General features: G+C 66.1%; 21 protein-coding genes. 3 read left to right on the top strand and 18 right to left on the bottom strand.

The features are described from left to right. Nucleotides 1-19: 19 nt before the first annotated feature. The 10 genes from AABQ55_RS29360 to acnA (AABQ55_RS29315) all read right to left on the bottom strand — a co-directional run bounded on the left by AABQ55_RS29360 (nucleotide 20) and on the right by acnA (AABQ55_RS29315) (nucleotide 12461). Nucleotides 20-1309, bottom strand: coding sequence for an aspartate aminotransferase family protein (locus AABQ55_RS29360; protein WP_272808590.1), 1290 nt, complete (start codon nucleotides 1307-1309; stop codon nucleotides 20-22). A gap of 82 nt (nucleotides 1310-1391) precedes the next feature. Beyond that, complete coding sequence (locus tag AABQ55_RS29355) at nucleotides 1392-2162, bottom strand: ABC transporter permease (protein WP_272808589.1); 771 nt, start codon at nucleotides 2160-2162, stop codon at nucleotides 1392-1394. A 12-nt stretch (nucleotides 2163-2174) separates the two neighbouring features. Beyond that, nucleotides 2175-2951 (bottom strand): ABC transporter ATP-binding protein, encoded by a 777-nt coding sequence (locus AABQ55_RS29350; RefSeq protein ID WP_272808588.1) that lies wholly within the window; start codon nucleotides 2949-2951, stop codon nucleotides 2175-2177. 31 nt (nucleotides 2952-2982) lie between these two features. Beyond that, nucleotides 2983-4038: an ABC transporter substrate-binding protein gene (locus AABQ55_RS29345; protein ID WP_272808587.1), complete on the bottom strand. Its 1056-nt coding sequence runs from the start codon at nucleotides 4036-4038 to the stop codon at nucleotides 2983-2985. 87 nt (nucleotides 4039-4125) lie between these two features. Beyond that, nucleotides 4126-4860, bottom strand: coding sequence for a maleate cis-trans isomerase family protein (locus AABQ55_RS29340; RefSeq protein ID WP_272808586.1), 735 nt, complete (start codon nucleotides 4858-4860; stop codon nucleotides 4126-4128). A gap of 22 nt (nucleotides 4861-4882) precedes the next feature. Next, the gene (locus AABQ55_RS29335) at nucleotides 4883-6046 is read right to left on the bottom strand and encodes an FAD-dependent oxidoreductase (RefSeq protein WP_272808585.1); all 1164 of its coding nucleotides are present in this window, start codon (nucleotides 6044-6046) and stop codon (nucleotides 4883-4885) included. Nucleotides 6047-6067: 21 nt separating this feature from the next. Further along, the gene (locus tag AABQ55_RS29330) at nucleotides 6068-7531 is read right to left on the bottom strand and encodes an aldehyde dehydrogenase (protein ID WP_443021261.1); all 1464 of its coding nucleotides are present in this window, start codon (nucleotides 7529-7531) and stop codon (nucleotides 6068-6070) included. A 123-nt stretch (nucleotides 7532-7654) separates the two neighbouring features. Further along, on the bottom strand, nucleotides 7655-8377 hold the full coding sequence (locus AABQ55_RS29325; protein ID WP_244768614.1) for an isochorismatase family protein: 723 nt from the start codon (nucleotides 8375-8377) through the stop codon (nucleotides 7655-7657). A gap of 26 nt (nucleotides 8378-8403) precedes the next feature. Further along, the gene (locus AABQ55_RS29320; RefSeq protein WP_272808583.1) at nucleotides 8404-9780 is read right to left on the bottom strand and encodes a dihydroorotase; all 1377 of its coding nucleotides are present in this window, start codon (nucleotides 9778-9780) and stop codon (nucleotides 8404-8406) included. Further along, the gene (acnA, locus tag AABQ55_RS29315) at nucleotides 9777-12461 is read right to left on the bottom strand and encodes an aconitate hydratase AcnA (protein ID WP_272808582.1); all 2685 of its coding nucleotides are present in this window, start codon (nucleotides 12459-12461) and stop codon (nucleotides 9777-9779) included. The genes AABQ55_RS29320 and acnA (AABQ55_RS29315) overlap by 4 nt, the downstream gene beginning before the upstream one ends. A 201-nt stretch (nucleotides 12462-12662) precedes the next feature. Here acnA (AABQ55_RS29315) and AABQ55_RS29310 point away from each other — a divergent pair, with 201 nt between their 5' ends. From AABQ55_RS29310 to AABQ55_RS29300, 3 genes are all read left to right on the top strand, one after another. Continuing rightward, nucleotides 12663-13364 carry a GntR family transcriptional regulator gene (locus AABQ55_RS29310; RefSeq protein WP_244768611.1) on the top strand — a complete coding sequence of 234 codons (702 nt, stop codon included), beginning with the start codon at nucleotides 12663-12665 and terminating at the stop codon, nucleotides 13362-13364. Between the two features lie 29 nt (nucleotides 13365-13393). Continuing rightward, on the top strand, nucleotides 13394-14305 hold the full coding sequence (locus AABQ55_RS29305) for an isocitrate lyase/PEP mutase family protein (RefSeq protein ID WP_272808581.1): 912 nt from the start codon (nucleotides 13394-13396) through the stop codon (nucleotides 14303-14305). A 141-nt stretch (nucleotides 14306-14446) separates the two neighbouring features. Further along, nucleotides 14447-15043, top strand: coding sequence for a hypothetical protein (locus AABQ55_RS29300; RefSeq protein ID WP_272808580.1), 597 nt, complete (start codon nucleotides 14447-14449; stop codon nucleotides 15041-15043). Between the two features lie 139 nt (nucleotides 15044-15182). Here AABQ55_RS29300 and AABQ55_RS29295 read toward each other — a convergent pair whose 3' ends face one another. The 8 genes from AABQ55_RS29295 to AABQ55_RS29260 form a co-directional block, all read right to left on the bottom strand. Further along, entirely contained in the window at nucleotides 15183-16262 is a 1080-nt protein-coding gene (locus tag AABQ55_RS29295) for an AbrB family transcriptional regulator (protein WP_272808579.1), read from the bottom strand. A gap of 96 nt (nucleotides 16263-16358) precedes the next feature. Continuing rightward, nucleotides 16359-16739 (bottom strand): 4-carboxymuconolactone decarboxylase, encoded by a 381-nt coding sequence (gene pcaC / locus AABQ55_RS29290; protein ID WP_272808578.1) that lies wholly within the window; start codon nucleotides 16737-16739, stop codon nucleotides 16359-16361. Between the two features lie 70 nt (nucleotides 16740-16809). After that, nucleotides 16810-19512 (bottom strand): aconitate hydratase AcnA, encoded by a 2703-nt coding sequence (gene acnA / locus AABQ55_RS29285; RefSeq protein ID WP_272808577.1) that lies wholly within the window; start codon nucleotides 19510-19512, stop codon nucleotides 16810-16812. Beyond that, nucleotides 19509-20900 (bottom strand): MmgE/PrpD family protein, encoded by a 1392-nt coding sequence (locus AABQ55_RS29280; RefSeq protein ID WP_272808576.1) that lies wholly within the window; start codon nucleotides 20898-20900, stop codon nucleotides 19509-19511. The genes acnA (AABQ55_RS29285) and AABQ55_RS29280 overlap by 4 nt, the downstream gene beginning before the upstream one ends. Before the next feature lie 34 nt (nucleotides 20901-20934). Beyond that, on the bottom strand, nucleotides 20935-22284 hold the full coding sequence (locus tag AABQ55_RS29275) for a CapA family protein (RefSeq protein ID WP_272808575.1): 1350 nt from the start codon (nucleotides 22282-22284) through the stop codon (nucleotides 20935-20937). 69 nt (nucleotides 22285-22353) lie between these two features. Beyond that, a complete protein-coding gene (locus AABQ55_RS29270; protein WP_272808574.1) occupies nucleotides 22354-22953 on the bottom strand; it encodes a thiamine pyrophosphate-dependent enzyme in 600 nt (199 codons plus the stop codon). Between the two features lie 2 nt (nucleotides 22954-22955). Next, nucleotides 22956-23486, bottom strand: coding sequence for a thiamine pyrophosphate-binding protein (locus AABQ55_RS29265; protein WP_244768602.1), 531 nt, complete (start codon nucleotides 23484-23486; stop codon nucleotides 22956-22958). 100 nt (nucleotides 23487-23586) lie between these two features. Then, nucleotides 23587-24585, bottom strand: a complete 999-nt coding sequence (locus AABQ55_RS29260) for a Bug family tripartite tricarboxylate transporter substrate binding protein (protein WP_272808573.1) — start codon at nucleotides 24583-24585, stop codon at nucleotides 23587-23589. Nucleotides 24586-24659: the final 74 nt, after the last annotated feature.

The following is a 24659-nucleotide window of genomic DNA, read 5'->3' as shown; positions in this document are numbered from 1 at the left end:
AGGGATCACCCCGAGCGGTTCAGAGCGCGGCGTAGGCGCGCAGCCCCTTCGAAAGCGCGTGCAGCGTGGTTTCGATATCCCCATCCGTATGGGCCGCCGAGAGATACATGAGACCGCGCGGCAGCGGCATCAGCCCGTTCATCATCAGCATCTCGGTCAGCCGGACGATCCTGCTCCTGTCCGCCTTGGCAAGATCGGCGATGTTCGCCATCTGCCGGACGCCGGTGAAGATCTGCACCGCCGAGCCGACGCCGTTGGCGCAGACGTCGAGATCGAGAGCCGCCGCTTCCGCATTGATATGCGCCTGTATGGCCGCAGCCTGTGCCGTCATGCGCGGATAGATCTCCGCGCCGTCCCGCTGCAGCCGTTCCACGCAGGCAATGGCCGCGCTGACCGAGAGGGGATTGCCATTGAACGTGCCGCGATGCATCACGCGGCCATCAACCAGCGCCTCCATGACCGCCCTGCTGCCGGTCACCGCGCTGATCGGCATGCCGGCGCCGATGGCCTTGCCGAGGACGGCGATATCGGGAGTGACGCCGAACATCTCCTGTGCGCCGCCGAGCGCCAGCCGGTAGCCGGTGATGACCTCGTCGAAGATCAGGACGACGCCGTGCTTGCGCGTCAGGTCGCGGACGGCCTGCAGAAAACCTTCCGGCGGCGCGAAGCAGCCGGCATTGACCGCGGCCGCTTCGAGGATGACGGCGGCATAGTCGCTCGATATCACCTTTTCGAGGGCGGCGGCGTCGCCCCAGTCGACGACCGTGATGTTTTCCGACGCCTTGGGGTCCTGTCCCCCCGAGCCCGGGCCGTCGTTGCCGGGTGCATTGGCGACATGAACGCTGTCGAACCAGCCGTGATAGTTGGCGCGAAACTTGATGATGCGGGTGCGTCCGGTCGCGGCGCGGGCGATGCGCAGGGCAAGCTGCACGGCCTCGGTCCCGGTGCTGACGAAGGAGGAGATCTCGCCGCAGGGCACGGTCTCGGCGATCAGCTCGGCCAGCCGCCCCTCCCCCCGGTGAACGCTCGCCGTGCGAAAACCCTTGTCGATCTCCGCCTTCAGCGCCGCGACCACCTCCGGCGGATTGTGGCCGAGGATCAGCGGGCCGTAGCCCATCGTGTAGTCGATGTAGTCGTTGCCGTCGACATCGGTGAGGATCGCGTCGAGGGCACGGTCCATGGCGACCGGCACCGGAAGCTGCGCGGTGCGCGGCGTCGAGGAGACGCCGTTGGCGAGATGCCGCACGGCATACTCCCTGTATTGTCTGGAATTGGTGAAGCCGGGCGTTTCGCGCTGCGTGGTCTGCATGGGTCTCTTCCTTGCTGGACGGTCGTCCCGCCCCTGTTTTCAGTCCCTCGCGCGGCGGACGGCGCCGCCGCGCGAAAAAGTCTCAGTGATCGCCCGCCCAGAAGACGACGCGGCGCTTGGCCATGCCGACGATGGAGTGCATCGTCATGCCGATGGCGGCGAGCACGATGAGGATGGCGAACATGCCGGCGATGTTGAACTGCTCGTTGAATTGCAGGATCATCTTGCCGAGCCCCTTCTGCGCGCCGACGAATTCGGCGACGATGGCGCCGACCAGCGCGAAGACCACGCCCAGTCCGAGGCCCGCGAAGACGTAAGGCAGCGAATTCGGCACGCGCACCTTCATGAGGATCTGGAGGCGGCTCGCGCCGAAGGCTTTCAGCATCTGCACCTCGTCGCGGCCGGAGGCTTGCAGCCCGGCGATGACGTTGACCAGCATCGGGAAGAAGGCGATCAGCGCGGCCATGACGATCTTCGAGGCGAGGCCGTAGCCGAACCATTGCAGGAAGATCGGCGCGAGCGCGACGCTCGGGATTGTCTGAAAGGCGACGATGTAAGGCATCAGGCTGAGATCGAGCAGGCGGATCTGCGAGATCAGGACGCCCAGCACCACGGCGATCAGGATGCCGAGCACGTAACCCATCAACACCTCATACATGGTGACCCAGAAATTATCCCAGAACATGGCGTTGCCGAGCAGCGAGAAGAGCTGCTTGCCGACGACGCTCGGCGCGGGCAGCACGAAGGCCGGCGTCTCGCTGACCCAGACATAGAATTCCCAGCCTCCGGTGACGATGAAGAAGACCAGGACGACCAGGACGGCCTGAAGCAGCTTGGAACTATCGCGATACATGGGACGGTCTCCTCAGTCGATCATCGAGCTGTCGGCGAAATGGCCGCGGATGCGGGCAAGCTCGTCGCCGGCATGGGCGAGGTCGCCGAGCTTACGCTCGCGCGGCAGGCCGATGGGTACGATCTCGCTGATGCGGCCGGGGCGCGGGCTCATCACCACCACCCGGTCGGCGAGGAACACGGCTTCCGGAATGGAGTGGGTGACGAAGACCACCGTCTTGCCGGCGCGCATCCAGATCCGCTGCAATTCCGCATTGAGGAATTCGCGCGTCATGGCGTCGAGCGCGCCGAAGGGCTCGTCCATCAGCAGCACTTTCGGATCGCGCACCAGCGCCCGGCAGATGCCGGCGCGCTGGCGCATACCCCCGGAAAGCTCCCGGGGATACTTGTTCTCGAAGCCCTTGAGGCCGATCATCTCCATGAGATCGAGGGCCCGCTTGGTGTAGATCTTGGTGTCCATGCGCACCAGTTCGACCGGCAGCATGATGTTTTGCAGGATCGTGCGCCACGGCAGCAGCGTCGGCTCCTGAAACACCACCCCGACTTCCAGGGACGGCTTGGTGATGGCGACATTGCCGAGCCGCGCCTCCCCGGAAAAACCGCCTTCTAGCCCGGCGAGAATTTTCAGGAGGGTGGTCTTGCCGCATCCGGAGGGACCGACGAGGGCGATGAACTCGCCGTCGCCGATGTCCAGGTTCACCTTGTCGAGAGCCACCGTGTCGCCGCTGCGCGTCGGGTAGGTCTTGCACAGGTTCTTGATGCGGATCAGCGGTTGGGAAATGCTATCCATCGTCGTCTCTTTCCATCGGGGAGCCGTACGCTCACTTCTTCTCGGTGATCGCCTTCACGTCGAAGGTGTAGATCTCGGGCATCAGGGAGGCGTCCCAGACCTGCGCGACGTCGAGCTTCTTCTCGGTCTGGCCGGTTTCGTGGGCGAAGGTCAGCAGGGCTTCCCAGCGCTCGGCCGGCAGGTTCAGCCACTCGCCCCACTTGGCGGGGTCCTGCTCGTCCGGGATCGAGTCGCCGAGCGCGATCTTCATGGCCTCGGCGGTGTTCTTGGCCTCCTGGCCGGCCGGATCGGCAGCACCGGCGAGCTGCGGGAACTCGGCGAAGGCGAGCTTCAGCGCGCTGTCGGGATAGAGCTGCGTGTAGACGATGCCCTTGTAGGCGGCGCGGGCGAAGCCGGCGAGTTCCTTGCCGCGGGTTTCCAGCGTCTTCGCGCTGGTGACCATGGTCACGCTGAACAGCTTCTCCATCTCCGCCGGACGCTCCAGCAGGGTCAGGTCGACGTCGTTCTGGCGCATGACCGTGAAGCTGTCGGAATAGCTGTCGATGGCGTCGACCTCATCGGCCTTGAGGGCCGCCGCGGCGCGCGCGCCGGCGCCGACCGGGATGACCGTCACGTCGGCTTCGGTGAGGCCGGCGATCTTCAGGTTGGCGCGAAGGTCGGCATAGGAGGCCGAAGCGAGGCTGATGACGCCGACGCGCTTGCCCTTGAGGTCGGCGATGGTCTTGATCGGCGAATCCTTCGGCACGCCGATGAAATAGGGCCACTTCACGGTGATGCCGGCGAACGCCTTCAGGCCGACGCCCTTGTCGATGGCGGCCGCGATCGCTGCCGAAGAGGCATAGCCGACATCGGCGGAGCCGGAGGCGACGGCCTGCAGCGCGGCGGTGGAGCCGTCGGTCTGGAGGATCGTCGGGCTCAGGCCCTCCTCGGTGAAGTAGCCGAGCTGCTTCGGAATGGCGTAGGTGAAGGTCTCCTCGGCGGCCGTCAGCGTGTTGCGCGCGAGCGCCAGCGTGAAGTTGTCTTCCGCCTGCGCGGAGGCGACAAGGCCGAGGCACAGCGCCAGGGCGGTCAGAATTTTGCGTTTCATGCATATCCCCTATGGTTGCAGGTTTGATCGGTTGTGCTTTGCCGCTCGCGCGGCCGGGGCCTCATGCCCTTCTCGTTGTTTATCTCTTCAAGACCGGAGGCCGGCCGGCAGGGCCGCGCCCATCCAGGGCGAAGAGGGTCCCCAGTTGCGGGTCAGGCTCCAGATCGAGCAGATGTTGGAGGCGAGCACCGGCGCGGGCATTTCCGCGGCGGTCGTCGCCAGCATGTCGATGGTGCGCATGCCGGTGCCGCTGAGGATGATCGCCCCGCCGTCCGCGACATCCATGCGCTTCAGCGTCTTGCCGATCTCCTCCGGCGTCACGCGATAGGCGACCAGATCGTCCTCGAACTGGCTGACGGAATGGACGCGGTAGCCGGCCTCCTTCCAGTAGGCGATGGCGAGCTGGGTCTGGATGTTCGGATAGGGCGACATCAGGCTCACCGTGTCGATGCCGAGCGCCTTCAGCATGCGGTCGATGGCGATGGTGCCGGTCTCGACCGGAATGCCGGCCTGGTCGGACAGCCGGTCGCAAAGCTCCCGGTCGCCCTTCGGCGTCAGGCGATATTGCGAGCCGGTGAGCGCGATGGCGATGGCGTCGAGCTTCAGCGAGCCGAAGCCCTTGATCATCTGCGGAAAGCTCTCGACATAGCCGCGGTTGCGGTCGTCGAGCGTTCCCGGCAGCACCGGCAGGCGCATGGTGTGCAGCGCCACGTCGGCCGGCAACAGCACCGGATATTCGATCTCGACGGTTGGATTGGCCGGCGGCACCAGCGCGCCGAAGCGGTATTTCGGGGCCGGCAAGGGCGGAAGGTGAGCAGTCATCGAAAATTCCCCTTGAAGTCGGTCAGCGGGCTGGAAGCTCCACCATGTCGAGCATGGCGGTCTGGGCGAGATAGGCGGCGGCCTTCTCCTTGTCGGAGAGCAGGCCGTTGACTTTTTCGATCCACGCCTTTTCCTGCGAGACCATGGTGTCGGTGCGCGGAAGCAGCATGTCCCTGGCCACCCGGTGGCGCTCGGCGGCGGCCTGTTTCAGCGCCGTGTCGTCGCCGGTGGAGAGCGCCGAGACCATGGCATTAGAGATGACGAAACCGTCATGGATGCCGCAGTTCATGTTCATGCCGCCGCGCGTGTTGGTGAGGTGGAGCGCATCGCCCGCCAGATAGATGTTGCCGGCCCGGCCGTCCGAGGCGAGGCACTTGCGCGCCTTGTAGCAATCCTTGTCGACGACGCACGGCATGGTGAAGCCGGGGATCAGCGCGGCAAGCCGCTCGACCGCCCATTCGTCCGTCAGCGCGGTCTCTTCCGAAATACCCTCCGGCACGCGCAGGATCACCCGCCAGTTGTCCGGCATGTGCAGGAAGCTGACCGAATGGGTTTTTCCGACCAGGTAGGTGACAGGCCCGAGATCCGGCACCACGTCGCGGATGCTGTCGTCGGTGCGGATGCGAAGCTGGAAGCCCGGATAGGCCGCGCCGTCGAAGGTCATGCCGGCGGCCTGCCGCACGGCGCTGTGCGCCCCGTCCGCGCCGAGGATCAGCCGTGCGGTTACACTTTCGCGCTCGCCGTTGCGCTCGATGGTGGCGGTGACGCCATCGCCGTGGTCCTCGGCCTCGACATAGCCGGCATCGAAGCTGAAGGCGGCGTTCGGATAGGTCTTCAGCCGCTCCAGCAGCATCGGCGTCAAGAGCGACTGTTCCAGATGCTTGCGGAACGGGAATTCCGTGCGTTCCTTCAGGAGATCGAAGGTCAGTTCGCCGAGGATGCCGCCCTCGACCGTGCGATATTGCAGCCGGTCGATATGCAGCGCCTGCCGGCTGAACTCTTCATAAACACCGACGCGGTCGAGGATATCGAGCGTCGGGGCGTGGAAGGTCGAAGCCTTCGACACCTGGTTGAGCCGGTCGCGCTTTTCGAAGACGGCGACCTTCAGTCCGGCCTTCGCCAGGACCAGCGCGGCGACCAGGCCGACCGGCCCGGCTCCCGCGACGATGACGTCATGATCGTGCATGTTCCTGCCCCTTCCGGCGGTTCAGCGGCGAACGAAGGGGTTCGGAATGTTGGTCTCGGTGGAGATCCACACGCTCTTCACTTCCATATATTCCTTCATGCCGGCGATGCCGCATTCGCGCCCGATGCCGCTCATCTTGAAGCCGCCGAAGGGCGAGGTGACGGAGGTGGAGCGGTAGTTGTTGATCCAGATCGTGCCGGCGCGCACGCGGTTCGACATGTTGATGGCGCGGCCGATGGATTGGGTCCAGATGCCGGCGGCAAGGCCGAACTCGATGTCGTTGGCGATGCGCACCGCATCGTCCTCGTCCTTGAAGCGGATGATCGAGAGGATCGGGCCGAAGACCTCCTCCTGCGCGATGCGCATGGAGTTGTCGACATCGACGAAGACGGTCGGCTCGAAGAACAGGCCGTTCGGGCAACCTTCGACCTTGGCCGGCTTGCCGCCGAGCGCCAGCTTCGCCCCGCCGGCGAGCGCCACCTCGACATAGGATTTCACCTTCTCGAACTGCGGGCGCGTCGAGATCGGCGCGATCTGCGAGTCCGGGTCGGCCGGGTGGCCGAACTTGGCCTGCTTCACCATCTCCAGAAGGCGCTCGACGAACACATCGTGGATGCTCTCCTGCACGAGGAGGCGCGAGCCCGCGACGCAGGTCTGGCCGGAGGCCGCGAAGATGCCGGCAATCGCGCCCTTCAGCGCATTGTCCATGTCGGCGTCCTCGAAGATGATGTTCGGCGACTTGCCGCCAAGCTCCAGCGTCACGCGCTTCATGTGCTTGGCCGCCTTCTCGTTGATCATCTGGCCGGCGATCGGCCCGCCGGTGAAGGCGATGCGCTCGACATGGCGATGGCTGACCAGCGCATCGCCGACTTCCGCGCCAAGGCCGGTGATGACGTTGACGACGCCCTTCGGCACGCCGGCGCGCTCCATGATCTTCATCAGCTCGACCAGCGAGGCGGAGGTGAATTCCGACGGCTTCAGCACCGCCGTGTTGCCGGCGGCGAGCGCCGGGGCGATCTTCATGCTGGCGAGCGGCAGCGGCGAGTTCCACGGCGTGATGCAGGCGACGACGCCGAGCGGCTCGTATTTGGTGTAGTTGAGGACACCCGGCTTGTCGGTCGGGATGACCGAGCCCTCGATCTTGTCGGCAAGGCCGCCGTAATAATAGTAGTAGTTCGCCATGTAGCGCATCTGCATCGACAGTTCGGCGATCAGCTTGCCGTTGTCGCGCTGCTCGATATAGGCGAGCCAGTCGGCGTTCTCCGAGACGAGATCGCCGATCCGGCGCAGCAGCGCGCCGCGCTGGCTGGGATTGAGCTTCGGCCATTCGCCCTCGGTGAAGGCGCGGTGCGCGGCGTTGGCGGCGCGGTCGACGTCCTCGGCCGTGCCGCGCGTGATGCGCGCCCAGACCTCGCCCGAGACGGGATCGACGGTATCGATCATGTAGCGCCCGTCCGTCGCGGTGAATTCACCGTCGATATACATGCCGTAGAGGCGCACGCCCGCGGCATCGGCCGGGGTCTGCGGCAGGGTGGTTTCGGGGGCCTTGGGCGTGAGGGTCGTGCTCATCGGTCGGTTTCTTCCAGTGACGGGATGGTAAGGGGCGGCTTACTTGCGCGGCTCGCGCACCGGCTGGGCGCTGAGATATTCAGCGACCTCGGCCTGCGGGATGACGTCGGCATATTTGCAGTTGAGGTCGAACAGGTTGATCGCGTGGCTCGCCTCGAAGCGGTCGAAGGCGGCTTCCTCCGGTATGATGACCTTGAAGTTGAAGGAATAGGCGTCGACGGTCGTTGCGCGCAGGCACCCGGAGGTGGTGCAGCCGACAAGGATCAGCGTGTCGACGTCGAGGAAGTTCAACTGGCTCATGAAGGTCGTGCCGAAGAAGCAGGACGGCTTCTGCTTGGAGATCAGCATGTCCTGCGGGCGCGGGGCGATGGGCTCGACGGTGCGGGTATCGTGGGTGCCGGCGACAACGGTCTTCTCGCCACCGCGATGGTTCTTGCCGACCTGCACGCCGGAATCGAGCAGGTCGGGACGCCGGCCGCTCTCGGTGTAGAAGATCGGCAGGTTCTTTTCGCGCGCCAGTTCCACGAGGGGAATGATCTGCTCCACCGCCGCCCAGGCTTCGCGGCCGCAATGGGTGCGGTACTGCTTCAAGCCTTCCAGGATATCCTCCGGCTTGTCGCCGCAGAAATTGTACTGCACGTCGATGATGAAGAGCGCCGGGCGTGTGCCGAAGCCGCCGCGCTTGCCGTAGCCCGCGGCCTTGTAGACCTGCTGGTCGCGCTCGGTCAGAAATCGGTCCCAGATTCTCGTGTTTTCGGTCATGTCAAAATCCGTATCGTTCCAGAGTGTCAGCGTGGCATGCGTTCGAGATAGCGGCCCCAGGGATTGGCGCGGGCCTCTTCGGTGATGCGGCCGTCCTGCATGACCGTGCGGCCGCGCACCAGCGTGCGCACCGGCCAGCCCTTGAGCCGCATGCCCTGATAGGGCGAATAGTCCGAGTAGGACTCCGAGACGGCGTGGTCGACGGTGCGTTCGAGATCGGGATCGACCACCAGAAGATCCGCATCCTTGCCGACCGCGATCGCGCCCTTCGACGGCATGTTGTAGATGCGCGCGGCATTGGCCGAAGTCAGCTCGACGATCCTTGAGAGCGGCAGGCCGCGGCGGTGGTAGCCCTCGTGCAGCATCAGCGGCAGGAGGAGGCCGGAGCCCGGGAAGCCGGCGCTGGCGCCCCAGATGTCCTTGTCCTTGGTCTCGCACTTGCGGGCGACGTGATCGGAGCCGATGGTCGTCACCGAACCGTCGAAGACACCTTCCCACAGGGCCTCGATATCGGCCCGGCCGCGCACCGGCGGGTTGACCTTGGCGAGCACGCCCGCCGGCCATTCGTCATCGACGACGAGGTAATGCGGGCAGGTCTCGACATGGATCGGCGGGCCGGAGCGGCCGCGCATCTTGCGCTGCTGGCGCACGATTTCCAGAGAGTCGCTGGCGCTCATATGGACGATGTTGACCGGCGTGCCGGTCTGGGCGGCGAAATAGCAGACTCGGAAGACGTTTTCCGCTTCGAGGAAGCCGGGGCTCTGCTCGTTCCATGCCTTGAGGTCGTTGCGCCCGGCGGCCTTCAGCGGCGGGCGCAGGACCGGGATGACCTCGACGTTCTCGCAATGGACGCCCATCACCGCGCCGGGAATGGCGGCGGTGGCGCGCAACGCCGTGTAAAGCAGCGCGTCGTCGATCTCGGTAAAACCCTTGGCCGCGCCGGCCGCGCCCTTGTACATCATGTAGAGCTTGAAGGAGGTGACGCCGAAGCGGCGGGCGATCTCCTCCAGCGTCTCGACATGAAGCTGGCTGGTCAGGCCGAAATGCAGGCCGAAATCGATGCAGCTCTGCCGCTCCGCCCGCTCCTTGACGACCGGGAAGCTGTCGCGGATGTCCTTCGAGCGGTGGAAGGAGAGGATCGACGTGGTGCCGCCGAGCGCGGAGGCGCGCGATTCCGTCTCGAAATCGGTCTCCGGATTGCCGAAGTCGAAATGCACATGCGGATCGACGACGCCGGGCAGCAGCAGGAGGCCGCCGCAATCGATCATTTCGCGCGCGGCAAGATCGTCCGCCGTTTCGGCGATGACGGCGATGCGGCCGTCCTTCACGCCGACGGCACCGAAGGAAAGGTCGCCGCCCGGTAGGGCGATCTGCGCATTCTTGAGAACCAGATCCAGCATCATTCTTCCATTCCTTTGCTGCCGGAGGCCGGCGAGAACGCATCGAGGACATGCATCAGGATGCCGCCGGACGCGATCAGCGCCCGTTCGGCCTCGGTGAGGAGTTGCGGCACGGCCTCGAATTCGACGGTCCCGCCCTCGCCTTCCGCGGTGACGCGCACCGGCGCGCCCGTCCGCACGGCCTCTTCGATGCCGGCGAAGGAGAAGAGTTCGCCGCCGGTGAGGCCGAGCTGACGCCAGCCCTCCCCCGCCCGGAAGGCGAGCGGCAGCACGCCCATGCCGACGAGGTTGGCGCGGTGGATGCGCTCGTAGCTTTCCGCGATGACGGCGCGGATGCCGAGCAGCGCGGTGCCCTTGGCCGCCCAGTCGCGGCTGGAGCCGGTGCCGTATTCCTTGCCGCCGAGGATGATGGCGGCGGTCCCTTCCGTCCGGTAGCGCCGTGCGGCATCGAAGATCGTCACGGTCTCGCCGTCCGGGAAATGGCGGGTGAAGCCGCCTTCGACATCCGGCAGCAGGGCGTTCTTGATGCGGATATTGGCGAAGGTGGCGCGGGTCATCACCTCGAAATTGCCGCGCCGACCGACATAGGTGTTGAAATCCTTCTGCGCGATGCCGGCATCCGCCAGATAGCGGCCGGCCGGCGTATCGAGCGGGATTTCACCGCTCGGGGAAATGTGGTCAGTGGTGAGCGAATCCCCGAAGGCGGCGAGCACCCGCGCTTTGGAAAGCCCCTGGGCGAGATCGGCGACCGGATCGCGCCCGGCGGCCCCTTCGAAGAAGGGCGGCTCGACGAGATAGTGCGAGCTGCGATCCCACGGGAACAGCGCGCCGGCCGGTGCTTCCAGCGCCTCCCAGGCGGCGGCGCCGGCGGCCTCGCGGCCGTAGACGGCGGAGAACAGGTCCCGGTCGCGCGCCTGCGGCAGCAGCGCCTCGATCTCCTCCGGCGTCGGCCAGAGATCGCGCGCATGGACCGGGTTGCCGTCCGCGCTGAGGCCGACCGGCTCGCGGTCGAAATCGATATCGACGCGGCCGGCGAGCGCATAGAGCACGACGAGCGGCGGCGCGCCGATATAGTTGGCGCGGATGAGCTTGTGGATGCGGCCCTCGAAATTGCGGTTACCCGACAGCACCGCCGCCGCGACCAGCCCGCGCCGTTCGATGGCGTTCGCCACATCCTGCGGCAGCGGTCCGGACTTGCCGCCGCAGGTGGTGCAGCCGTAGCCGATGATGTTGAAGCCGAGGGCTTCGAGGAAGGGCAAGAGCCCCGCCTTTTCGAGATAGCGCGTGACGACGCGCGAGCCCGGGGCCATCGAGGTCTTGACCCAGGCGGGAACCGTCAGGCCGAGTTCCACCGCCCGGCGCGCGACGAGGCCGGCGGCCATCATGACGGCGGGGTTGGAGGTGTTGGTGCAGGAGGTGATCGCGGCGAGCGCGATGCTGCCATGGCCGGGCAGCGCCTCCGCCGGATCGGCCTCCACGGCCTCGGCGCCGAAACCGCCCTGCGACAGCGGCAAAGTGAGCTTCTCGCGAAAATCCTCGGCGACGCCGGCGAGCGTCATGCGGTCCTGCGGGCGGCGCGGGCCGGCAAGGCTCGGCTCGGCCTCGGAAAGGTCGATGTCGACGATGCGGTCGTAATCCGGGCACTCTTCCGCATCGGCGCGCCAGAGGTGGTTGGCCTTACAATAGGCTTCGACGAGACCGATATGGTCTTCCTCGCGGCCGGTCTGGCGCAAATAGGCAATGCTCTGCTCGTCCACCGGGAAGAAGCCGCAGGTCGCGCCGTATTCGGGGGCCATGTTGGCCATGGTGGCGCGCTCGGCGACCGTCAGGTGCGGGATGGCCGGGCCGAAATACTCCACCATGCAGCCGGTGACGCCCGCCGCGCGCAGTTTCTGCGTCACGAGAAGCGCGGCGTCCGTCGTCATCGCCGGCGGGCGGATGCGCCCGGAAAGCCGGACGCCGACCACCTGCGGGCGCGGGAAGATATAGGCTTGCCCCAGCATCGCCGCCTCGGCATCGATGCCGCCGACGCCCCAGCCGAGCACGCCGAGGCCATTCACCATCGGCGTGTGGGAATCGCCGCCGATGACGAAATCCGGGAAAGCCCAGTCCGCGCCGTCCAGCGTCTCCAGCACCACCACGGAAGCGATGCTCTCGATATTGACCTGATGGATGATGCCGGTGCCCGGCGGATGGATGCGCAGGCGCCGGAACGCCTGCTGCGCCCATTTCAGGAAGCGGTAGCGCTCGGCATTGCGCTCCAGCTCGCGGGCAAGGTTACGCTCCTCGGCGGCCGCATCACCCCAGAAATCGACTTGCAGGGAATGATCCACCACGAGATCGACCGGCACGAGGGCATCGACCGCGGTGACGTTTCCGCCCACCCGGTCCACCGCGCTGCGCAGCGCCGCCAGATCCTGCAAGGCCGGCAGGCCGGAGGAATCCGGCAGGATGACGCGGGAGACGAAAAGCGGAAGCTCGGCCGCATCGCTCTTTTCGAGAAGGGCGGCGATGTCGCGCTCCCCCACCGGGCGGCCGGCGCGCTGGCTGCGGCAGAGGTTTTCAAGGAGGATGCGGTGGACGTAGGGCAGGCTGGAGACGGACCGGCCCGCCGCCTGCGCAGCTTCTGCCACGCCGGCATAGCGGATCGTGCGACCCATCCATTGGAATTCCTGCTGCGTCATCGTGCGTTCCCAGCGGCTTTTGTCCGTCCTTGTGGCAATTAAGCGGTCATCACCTCTAAATGTCAACACTTTAAAGCTAAAAAATCACAATACTGCTTATATCGCCAAAAACTGTTGACATTTTAGCTTCAGATGCCTAAAAAGTTGACACTTCTCCCTGCCCAACCGATGGTGGATGAGCCGAAAAGGGAGACAGAGGACATGACGGTGGATGCTCAGTTCGAAACGATCGAGGCAACGGGCAGCGAGGCGGGAACGCCGCGCTCCGACATGATCTACCAGGCGATCCTCGACGCGATCTACCAGGGCCGCCTGCCGCCGGGCAGCGTGGTCAACGAGGCGGCGCTGGCGCTGGAATTCGGCGTCAGCCGCGGCCCCGTCCGCGAGGCGATCCGCCGGCTTCAGGGCATCCAGCTCATCACGCGCGAGCCCTATATCAAGTCGCGCGTCGTCACGCTCGACGCCACCACCGCCCGCGAGCTCTTCGAGCTGCGCATGGCGCTGGAGGGCATGGCCTGCAACATCGACGCGCGCCGCATGAGCGATGCGGAGATTGACGGGCTGATCTCCGAGCTGGAGCGCAGCCGCCATAACTATTCGGCGGATGTGCCGGGCGACGGCAGCGTCTTCGACTTTCACGAGCGCATCGCACGCGCCTGCGGCAATGCCCGCATCATCAACCTTCTGTGCGGCGACCTCTACCACCTGCTGCGCATCTACCGCCGGCATTCCGGCGCCATCATCGAGCGCAAGGAGGAGGCGTACGACGAGCACTGGCAGATCCTGCGCGCCATCAAGGCGCGCGATCCGCAGCTTGCCGAATCCCTGATGCGCTCGCATGTGCGCCGCGCCGCGCGCAATCTCTTCGATCACCTCGACGGTGAGAACCTTCCCGATATCTGACCCATCGCTAGCCTTGGAGTGCAGCCTTCATGACCACAGGTGCCAAGAAATTCCGTGAAATCCTGAGATCGGGCGAGTTCATCGTCTCGCCCGGCGTCTATGATGGCTATACGATCCGCCTCGTCGAGGATGCCGGCTTCAAGACCGCCTGCACCAGCGGCGCGGCGATCTCCAACGCGCTGCTCGGCATCGCCGATATCGGCGTGATGGGCCTGACGGAGAACGTCAACCACTGCCGCAACCTCGCCCGCTCCGTCTCCATCCCGCTGACGGCGGATGCCGACAACGGCTACGGCAACCCGGTCAACGTCTACCACACCGTACGGATGTTCGAGGAGGCCGGCGTCGCCGGCATCAACCTCGAGGACCAGGTGAGCCCGAAGCGCTGCGGCCACATGCCCGGCAAGGCGGTGGTGAAGCCGGCCGAGATGGTCAAGAAGATCGAGGCCGCCTGCATGGCCCGCCGCGACGACGACTTCGTCATCATCGCCCGCACCGATTCCCTCGCCATGGAGGGCATCGAGGGCGCGGTGAAACGCGCGCGCGCCTATGCGAAAGCGGGCGCCGACATGATCTTCCCCGACGCGGTGCGCAACGAGGACGACATCAAGCGCATCGTGGACGCCGCCGGCATTCCGGTCACCATCAACATGGGCTTCGGCATCCGCCACCGCCCGACCACCCCGCTCATCCCGCTGCCGCGGCTGAAGGAAATCGGCGTCCGGCGCATCAGCCTGCCGCGCATGCTGCCGGCCGCCGCCATCCATGCGATGAAGACGGCGCTCTCGGTCATGCGCGAGGTCGCCGAGACGGGCGTGCCCGTCAACCGCGAGGACCTTCTCGTCGGCATCGAGGACATCATGGCGGTGATGGACTACGAGGAAATGCGGGCGCTGGAGAAGAAGCTGACGACCTTCGACGTCGACGCCGTCTTCGAATAGGTTTCCCTGCCTCCCCGGCGGTCGCCTCGTCAGGTCCGCCGCCGGGGCTTTTTCGCAGGCCCGAGGTCGATGTTGTGTCGATGGGCCGGAATGGACTAAACTCGCCCGACCCGGACATGATGCGGAAAGCGAGTCACTGCCATGCAAAACGCCAGCGCACCCTACAAGCTGACCCTTCACGACGTCACCGTCGATACGGCGCATGCGCCGGCGCAGTTGAGCGTGCGCTACGAGGGCCAGCACGCACCGGCGACGGTCACCCAGTCCATCGACGGCGTCGCGGTGCCCGATCTCATGAAGGCCTGCGAGACCGTCGCCAGCCGTATCTTCCACGACGAATTCCGGCTGAACAACGCGGTGGAGATGACGTTTTCCCTGCGCGACGAACAGGGCCTCTCCCTCTGGCACACCAAGCCGACCCTCTACATGCAATGCCCACTCACCATGTCGATGAAGTGGTCGTGCCTTCACCTCAGCAACACCTACAAGACCATGACCACGCTCGGCCTGATCGAGCTTCCCTCCACCCTGCCGCTCGACGGGAACCAGATCGACCTGAACAGGACCGCCCGGGTCATCATGGATTCCATGGCCAACGGCGTGGAATTCATGGGCAACCTCATGCGCATGCGCAACACCCTCGATCACGAGGCCGCCAAGATGGGAGCGCCCGTTTTCTCCCACCCTCGAGGAGCGGGGGACAGCGTTGCGCGATCAACAAGGCCCGAAGGCCATTAGGAACCCGGCAACCATGTGCTTTGAGGTTTGCGTGATGCTCTAGTCTCGCAAACCCTATCCGTCCGGCGTTTCGGATAAAGAACTGGCGCTGAAAAGGCCCTGGTTCGATACGGCCGGGCTGCCGACATGCATCGCTTCTTCAGCCGGGATCGGCCGCCCCAAAGACCCTTTGCAGGAAGCCGAGCATGCCGCACCGCGTCAGCAGCGCGTAGTAGTGCGAGGCAAAAGTGTTGACGAGGATGCCGCGCACCACTTGGAACCCGACGACCGTCGGAACGGCAAGATGCAGGATTTCCGCCGTGACCGTCATTTCGGACAGGCCACCGGGCGATGTCGCAAGGATGGCGGCCGGATAGCTCAACCCTGTTGCGACGGACAGAAGCAGGGCAAAACCCACCATGACGCCGCTCAGCCCGAAAATGGAGATGACGCTGAAAAACGCCACCCGCGGAAGCCTGGCGAGAATATCCCGGCGAAAGCGGCAACCGACGGCAAAACCGACCATCAACTGGGCAGCCGCGAAAAGCGGCTGATACATCTTGCCGGCGACGAGCCCGCGTGACGCGAAAATGGCCGTAAACAGGACCGCCCCGATCATATAGGGATTGTTGAGGTGGATGCGCCCGAGACAATAGGCGAAACCCGCCCCTCCCGCGATCAATCCCACCGTCCAGTACGGATCGACGATCATGGTGCCCGGCGCGATGGCGAAATGCGGCGGGCCGAAAGTCAGCAGGATCGACGGGATGGTGACGGCGACCAGCGTGACGCGCAGCGTATGGACGATGGCGATCGGCTCGGCCTGCGCGCCCATCTGGACGCCGATGTTGCCCATCTCCGCCAGCCCGCCCGGCAGGCTCGCGAAAAACGCCGTCTTCATGTCGAGCCGGGCCTGCCGGGCGAGGATGACCGCGGCCACGCAGGACACGAGCACGGAGACGATGGCGCTGAGCACCATGAGCGGAAGCCACCCGCCGAGCTCCGCCAGGACGCTTGCCGTCATCGTCAGCCCGACGGCGGTCCCGATCGTGAGCTGGCCGAACCTCCTCACATTATCGTTGGGCCGCAGATCGAACCCGGCCGCCGACAGGCAGGCCGCTACGAGCAGCGGGCCCAGCATCCAGGCCAGCGGGACATGGCAGGCCGCGCCTGAAAAGCCCACGAGCGCGGCAAGCCCGAAGGCAAAGGTGGTCGTGGCCAGCCTTTTCCAGGCATTCAACGAGGGAATTGGCGCACTCCTTGAAAGATAGGGATTGTTTTGCAAGCCCACCGGGGAAGGCCGAAGGAGGACTCCGGCGGTTCGATGCCCCGATTTCTATCCGGCGTCCAGGTCCTTCAGCACCTCGCGGCCGATCCGGAAGCTGTCGACCATCGCAGGCACGCCGCAATAGATGCCCACTTGGAGAAAGACTTCCTTGATTTCGTCGCGGGTCACGCCGTTGTTGATGGCGCCGCGGACATGCGCGGCAAGCTCGTGGGGACGGTTGAGCGCGCTGATCATCGCCAGGTTGATGATCGAGCGGGTTTTCCGGTCCAGCCCCTCGCGGCTCCAGACCTCGCCCCAGCAATAGGTGGTGACGAGTTGCTGCAGGTCCCGCGTGAAGTCGTCGGCCTGGGCCAGCGCCTTGTCCACATAGGCGTCGCCAAGCGTTGCACGGCGGATGGCGAGGCCCTTGTCGTATGTTTCCTGGTCCATGTGCATTTCCTTTCAAGAGATGGTCGGATCGATGAATGTCCGGCGCGCCGGCAGCCCATGTACGTACCGGTTACGAGGCCGCGCGCAGGCGCTCGGCTTCGGCTATCAGCTCGTTCAGGATGTAGGGCATGACACCGCCGCTGCGCGCATACTCGACCTCGACGGGCGTATCGAGGCGAAGGATCAACCGGACCTCCGCCCTCGCCCCGTCGGCCCGATGGATGACGAGCGTCAGCGACTGTCCGGGCTCCATGTCGTCGCAAAGGCCGAGGATATCGAAGCGCTCCGAACCATCAAGGGCAAGATCCGTCGTCCGGGTCCCCTCCGCAAGCTGGCACGGAAGCACGCCCATGCCGGCAAGGTTGCTGCGGTGGATGCGCTCGAAGCTTTCGGCAACGACCGCGCGCACGCCGAGAAGCCGCGTCGCCTTGGCCGCCCAGTCGCGCGCGCTGCCGGTTCCGTATTCCTGGCCGGCCACCACGATCAGAGGAACGTCGTCGGCCTTGTAGCGAAGCGACGCCTCGTAGATGCTCATCGTTTCCCCGTCCGGCTGGTGCGTGGTCACGCCGCCTTCCACGCCCGGAACCATGAGGTTGCGCAGGCGCTGGTTGCCGAAGCCGCCGCGCACCATGACCTCGTGATTCATCCGCCGGGCGCCGAAATTGTTGAAATCCAGCGGGGCGACGCCGAGGCTGGAAAGATACACGCCGGCCGGGGAACGCGCCTTGATGTTACCGATCGGGCTGATGTGATCGGTGGTGACGGAATCGCCGAGGATCGCCAGCGCCCTCGCCCCCGTGACCGGCTTCAGGACGGAGGCCGACAGTTCGGGCGCGAGGAACGGAGGCTCCTTCAGGTAGGTCGATCGCTCGTCCCAGGCGTAGAGGCTGCCTGTCGTTTGCGGAATGGTCTTCCAGTTCGGATCACGCGCGGCGATGTCCCCGGCATAGGTTTCCCGGTAGAAGGCGGGATTGGCTGCGATCGCCTGCGCCGCCCCGAGCTCTTCGGCTGTCGGCCAGATGTCGCGGAGATAGACGGGCCTGCCGCCAAGATCGACGCCCAGCGGCTCGTTCAGGAGGTCGATGTCCATCCGCCCCGCCAGCGCGAAGGCCACGACGAGCGGCGGGCTTGCAAGAAACGAGGCGCGGACGGCCGGGTGGATGCGCGCCTCGAAATTGCGGTTTCCCGACAGCACCGCGCAGGCGACGACATCCCGCGCGGATATCTGTTCCTCCAGTTCGGGATCGATCGGCCCGGAGGCACCGACGCAGGTGGCGCAACTGTAGCCGGCGACGGCGAAGCCCAGCGTGTCGAGCGCGTCCTGAAGGCCGGCCGCTTCCAGATAGCGGCTGACCACCATCGACCCCGGCGTCAGCGATGTCTTGACCCACGGCCGGGTGCGAAGGCCCTGGGCGACCGCATTGCGGGCGACCAGCCCCGCCGCCAGCATCACGCCCGGATTGGACGTATTGGTGCAGGACGCGATGGCCGCGATTACGACGTCGCCGTCGCGCACCCCGCGCCCGTCCTCGCCGGCGACGGCCGCCGGCGCCTTTCCGTAGCCGCCCTCCGCCACCGGCGCCGCGAGCACGTCGGCAAAACGTTCCTTCAATCCGTCGAGCGGGATGCGGTCCTGGGGCCGCTTCGGCCCGGCAAGGTTGGGCACGACGATCGATAGGTCCAGTTCGAGCACGTCGGAATAGTCGATGTCGCCGGGCTTCGGCGCGCCGAAAAAGCCTTGCGCGCGATAGAGCGTCTCGACCGCCCGCACCGTCTCCTCGCTGCGTCCCGTCTGGCGCAGGTAGGAACAGGTCTGGCCGTCGACGGGGAAATAGCCGATCGTCGCCCCGTATTCGACCGCCATGTTGGCGATGGTCGCGCGGTCGGGCACGCTCAGCGTCGTGACGCCCTCGCCGAAGAACTCGACGAACTTGCCGACGACCTTCGCCTTGCGCAGCATCTCGGTCACATGCAGGACGAGATCGGTGGCCGTCACGCCTTCGCGCAGCCGGCCGGCGACATGCACGCCCACCACGTCCGGCGTGAGGAAGAAGAGCGGCTGGCCGAGCATGGCGGCCTCGGCCTCGATGCCCCCGACACCCCAGCCGACGGTGCCGAGGCCGGCGATCATGCAGGTGTGCGAATCCGTCCCGACGAGCGTGTCGGGATAACAGATCCCGTCCTTTTCGAGATAGCCGGGGGCGAGAAGCTCGAGATTGAGCTGGTGCAGGATGCCGGCGCCCGGCGGAAACAGGCGAACGCCGCCATAGGCCTGCATGGCCCATTTGACGAACCGGTAACGCTCGGCATTGCGGCGGATGTCGAGCGCGGTATTGAGCGCCAGCGCATCCGGCCGGGCATTGAAATCGACCGTCAGCGTATGATCGAGCGCCATGTCGACCGGCACCTTGGGGCCGACGGTCCCGGCGGGATAGCCGCGGCGCATCATCGCGCCGCGAATGGCCGTCAGGTCGCCGAGAAGCGGAATGCCCGCCGCGCAATTGAGGACGATGCGCCCGATCGTGAAGGGGATTTCCGTCTCGCGCGGCGCGTCGGGCCGCCAGTTGGCGAGCGATTCGACATGGTGTGGCAGGACCTTCCTGCCGTCGCAATTGCGCAGGACGGATTCCAGCACGATGCGCAGCGACACGGGCATGCGCGAGACCTTGCCGATGCCGTTCTCCTCCAGCGCGGGGACGGAGAAGTAGCGGTAGTTCAGGCCCGGCCCGAGGGGGATGTCACGGCGGGTCATGTCCTTGAGATTCACTGTCATCGGGAACTCACTGAGGAAAGGGGTTCCATGAGCGCACGGACCGAGGAGAGATCGGCAAGGGTGCGGACGCGCTCCGTGAGGGTCTCGGCCTGCGCCTCGGGCAGGCGTCCGCGCGTCAGCCGCCTGAACTTCTCCCGGCTTTCGGCCTGCGTGCAGGGATCGGCGGGCGTGCCGTGACAATCGAGCACCATGCCTTCGAACGATCGTCCGTCGGCGAGCCTCAGCGAGACGCAGGCGCCATACTGGGCGGGATAGACGGCGTCGATGCGGGGATCGACGCCGATCTCTATCCGCGCCGCCAGCTCCCGGATATCCGCGCGGCCGACCGCCTCGGCGGCAAACATGTCCGGGTCGCGCGGATCACCGAGGAGGGAGAGCGCGGCGCAATAGGGGATGCTGTACTGCGCGCCCATCGTATCGATCGGCACGGGCTCGCTGTTGTTCTGGGCCGCATATCTGCTGACGCCGACGCGCACATGGGCGATATCGGCGGATGCGAGCGGCCGGGGACCGCGCATCTCCAGGAGCAGTTGCACGGTGGACTGGATCCATCCGCAGATCGGATAGACCTTGAACCAGGTCTGCGCGATCGCCCATTGCGACCCCAATCCGGCGCTCAGCCTGGCTGCGTCCGCGCTGGCGCCGCCGAACACCTCCACGAGGCCGAAGCGGCTGTCGATGGCGAAGGGCGGGCCGAGGAAGCCGCGCCGGGCAAGCTGGGCGGCGCGCACGCCGGCTTCGGCCGCGCGGCCGAGATGCAGCCGCTTCACCATGCCGCCCCCCTTGCCGACGGCAAAGCTCTTGATGCCGCCGGCGGCGGAGCAGCTCAGCCCGATGGCGGAGAGAAGCTCGTCGCGCGTCAGGCCCATGACGATGCCCGCGGCGACCGCGCAGGCGGCCGGGGCCGAAAGGCTGGTCACATGAAAGCCCCGCCGGGACGGTTCGGCGCCGAGCGCCAGGCCAATGTGGTGCATCACCTCGTAGCCGGCGACGATGGCCTCCAGAAGCCGCGCGCCGCCGGCCTCGACCGCTTCTCCGGCGGCAAGCGCGGCCGGGATGACGGCCGCGCCGGGGTGCACGACGGATTGCGCGATCAGGTCGTCGAGCTCGTAGCCATGGATCGCCGTTCCGTTGCACAGGGCGGCGGCAGGCGCGGCGAGCCTGCCGCGGCCGATGACCGTGCTGAAGCCCCGGCTTGCCTCCGCGACCATCTCGTCGGCGAGGAGGCGCGACCAGGGCTGCGAGGCGCCGAAGACACCGCAACCGAGCGCCTCCAGAAGGCAGATCCGCGCCTGCTCCACGACGGCAGGAGGCAGCGTGTCGAGGGATATCCGGCGGACGAAGTCGATCAGGTCGTGGGCGTGGCTGTTGGTCGTCATGCTGTCCATGCGTGGTCCTCTGCTGTCCTTTGCAATGCGGCCGTCAGAGCCGGATGACACCGATGCCCTTCTCGATGTCGATCCGCGTGCCGAACGGCTCGGAAAGCGACTTGAGGCGTCGGAGAACCGCCTCGCCGGTTTCCCCGTCGGCAAGGAAGGGGCGGCCTTCCGTCAGGGCATGCGAACCTTTCCCCGTCCGCCGCGTGATCACCGTTCCGTCCGGCGTCGTCCGGCGGCCCATCTCGACCGGGTGCAGCCGGATCTCCTTCAGGACGTCGCCGTCGTAGGCTAGCTCGAACACGGCGGAACTCCACCAAGGCGCAAGGTCGAGGCCGGGATGGAGCGGATGGGCCGCGGCGTTCAGCGTCGTCAGGCGGTCGACGTCGTGGTCCCACGCCTCGTAGCTGTCATAGGGCACCCGGCGGACGAATTCCGATTGGCAGATGAAATTGCCGACGCCGTAGAAGATCGGCTTGCCGTCGTGGATCTCGATGCCGAGCGTCTTGTGCCAGCCGTGGCCGATGCAGATATCGGCGCCCGCCTCTATCGCGGCATGGGCGAACTGGCGGGCGAAGCGCGGAGGATTGTCGCTGCGCGGCCCTTCCGAGACATTGAAGTGATGGGCGACCATGACGAGGTCGGCCATCGCCGCCGCCTCGCCGATCGAGCGGAGATTACCTTCGAGGTCGCGCGGATGGCATTCACTGAACACCCCGAACCCCTCGCCGGCGACGAAGGCCGGTGCGGTGCGGGTCGACTGGTCGCCGGGAAAGTTCAGCACGATCTCGCCCGCCTCCCTGCGGCCGCCGATGCCGAGCCGGCCGGCAAGCCTTTCCAGCTCGGCGGCGGCGGCCCTGTCGATCTCGTATTTCATCGACACGCGCAGGGGATTGACGCCCGGCCGGCCGCGCAACTGCGCCTTCGGATGGCTCGCCCATTCGTAGGCCTTGTTTCCCGAACTCGTCGAAACGAGCGCCACGCGGCCCTTGCGCGTCTCAAGGAAGGCCGGCTCGCGGGCCTCCTCCAGGTCGCGCCCGGTGCCGGCGCAGGCAAATCCCGCCGCCCGGCAATGGCGCGCCGTCGCGAGCAGGCCGGACGGACCGAAATCGAAACTGTGATTGTGGGCAAGGGACAGAAGGTCGATCCCGACCGCCTTCAGTTCCGCGGCAAGATCCGGCTCCGCGATCATGTAGCTCGCGATCCAGTCGCCGCGCGCGGCCCATTCCAGATCGTCGGCGGTGCCGAAATTCATCTCGAGATGCGCGTAGGTGACGTCGGAGTCTGCGAGCAGGTCGAGGACCGCGCGGAACTTGGGCTCCTCATAGGCCGAGAAGGGCCGGGACATCATGCATTCGCCCGCAAGGACGACCTTCCAATCCCGTTTCCGAGACATGTTCTCACCCCGTTTGCTTGATCGATCAGTCGGCGGCGCCCGTCGCAGGACGGGCGCCCGCGCGCGCGCTCAATAATAGGCGCGCTCGGCACCGAGGAGATTTTCCCGGAAGCGATCCTTCAGATGGGCGCCGTCGCGCACGCGGATCGACATGGGATAGCGCTGGGTGTTCACCTTGATCGCCGCGAAGAATGGCCCGTCCGTTTCGAACAGCCGGGGCACGACCGCGTCGAGTTCGGCCGGGGTATAGACCGTCTCGGCACCGGCAAAACCGCATGCCTGCGCGACGCCGGCAAGGCTCACGCCGCGCTGCGTGTGGGTCGGCTGCATGCCGGTCTCGCTGTAATACTCGTTGTCGATCACCACGATGGCGAGGTTCTTCGGCCGTTGCGCGCCGATCGTCGCGAAGGCGCCGATCCCCATCAGCATCTCGCCGTCGCCCGTCACCACCAGCACGCGGCGCTCGGGCTGGGCGAGTGCGAGGCCGAGGCCCGTCATGGCCGCCGCCCCCATGCCGCCCCAGAGGCAGAACGTGTTGGGGTGGTCGACCGTGCCGGCATCGTAGGTCGCCGAGCCGAGCCCCGTGACCATCAGCGCGGTTCCGCGTTTCGCCACGATCGTTCCCATCACCTCGCGGCGGTCCATCGTGCCCTTTTTCGTATCGGTCATCGTCATTTGCTCCAGTCCTTGAAGCCGAGAAGCCGCTGGCTGAGGAGCACCGCGACCGCGCAATTGGAAGAGAAGGCGAGCTGTGCGGCGGCGTAGACGATCTGCCCCACCTCCTCGGCGTGGTTCGCACGATGAATGTAGACGCCCATATCCTGCAGGACCCGCTCGGCGTTCTGGCCCATCGGCAATTGCCAGGGGTTGAACTCGCCCCACTCGCCCCGCATCGTGACAATCATCAAGAGCGGCATGCGGCAGTGGAGCGGAACGCTCAGCATATTGATGCAGTTGCCGACGCCGGACGATTGCATGAGGAGCGCACCGCGGTCGCCGCCGAGCCATGCGCCGGCCAGCATGGCGACACCCTCCTCCTCGGTGGTCAGGGAGACGGCGGACATGCCGGGGTCCGCCTCGCAGCTCGCTATCAGCTCGACATGGCCCGCATCCGGAACGTAGGCGACCTGCCTGACATCGCTCCGCTTGAGCGCCTGGAATATCTCGCCGGGCCAAAGCCGGGGGGTGGGTTCTATTTTCACATCGACTCCATGGAAGGCTTGAACAGTATTTGAAACGTCGGGTTCCGGCTGCGCGGCCGTGGGCCGCGCAGGCGATCGGCATTCTTCGGGGTCTATGCGGTCAGAGCTGGTTGGCTACGCCGGACTGCTTGACGACCTCGGACCACTTTCCGATATCGTTGACCACCTGCTTGGAGAACTCCTCCGGCGTGTTGCCCACGAGCACGGCGCCGGTCGGCTCGAAGCGGCCGCGGAAATCGGGATCATCGATCAGCGCCTTGGTGCCCTCGTAGACCTTCTGCACGATCTGCGGGTCCGTTCCGGCGGGGACCAGGAGGCCATACCAGAGATCGGATTCGAAGCCGTCGAGGCCCGGCAGCTCGGCGACCGCCGGAATGTCCGGCAGGGACGAGTTGCGTTGCAGGCTGCTGACCGCCAGCGGGCGGAGCTGCTCCTGCTTGATATAGGGCGAAGCGCTGAGGATCGAGACGAAGAGGCAGTCGATATGGGCGCCGAGGAGCGCGGTGATCGACGAGCCCGTTCCCTTGTAGGGGACATGCGTGATGTCCACGCCCGCCCTCGCCTTCAGCATCTCCAGCGCCAGGTGCGCGCCGCCGCCGACACCGGACGAGCCGCAACTGAGATCGCCGGGGCTCTTTTTCGCCAGCTCCAGGAATTCCTCCATGGTCTTCGCCGGCGAGGACGGCGGCACCAGGAAGACGAAGGGCAGGCTCGAAAGCATGGAGACGGGCGTGAAGTCCTTGACCGGATCGTACTTGACGCGGTCCCCGAAGAGCTGCGGATTGATGACGATCGTGGCGTTGGTCGTCAGGAGCAGCGTATAGCCGTCCGGCTTCGCCTTCGCGACGATGTCCGTCCCCAGGTTGCCGTTCGCGCCGGCCTTGTTCTCGACGATGACGGGATTGTTGTTCCACAGGCCCTGGAGCTTGTTGGCGAGCTCACGCGACATGATGTCCGTGCCGCCGCCCGCCTCGAAGGGCGTCACGATCCGGACCGTCTGGTCCGGATAGTCCTCGGCGGACTGGGCGAGAGCCGGCGCGGCCTGCAAGGCGATGAGCGATATTGCTAGCCCGGCGATATGATGGCGATATGAAAACATGACTTCCTCCCTTTATGCGTCGGGAGTTTAGTGAGCCGGTTTTGCGGGCGCAAAGCGTCATTTTCGATAGTAGT

It is taken from the genome of Shinella sp. WSD5-1 (assembly GCF_963942435.1).
GTDB classification, from domain to species: Bacteria; Pseudomonadota; Alphaproteobacteria; order Rhizobiales; family Rhizobiaceae; genus Shinella; species Shinella yambaruensis.
This window is presented reverse-complemented; position numbering and strand designations above follow the sequence as displayed.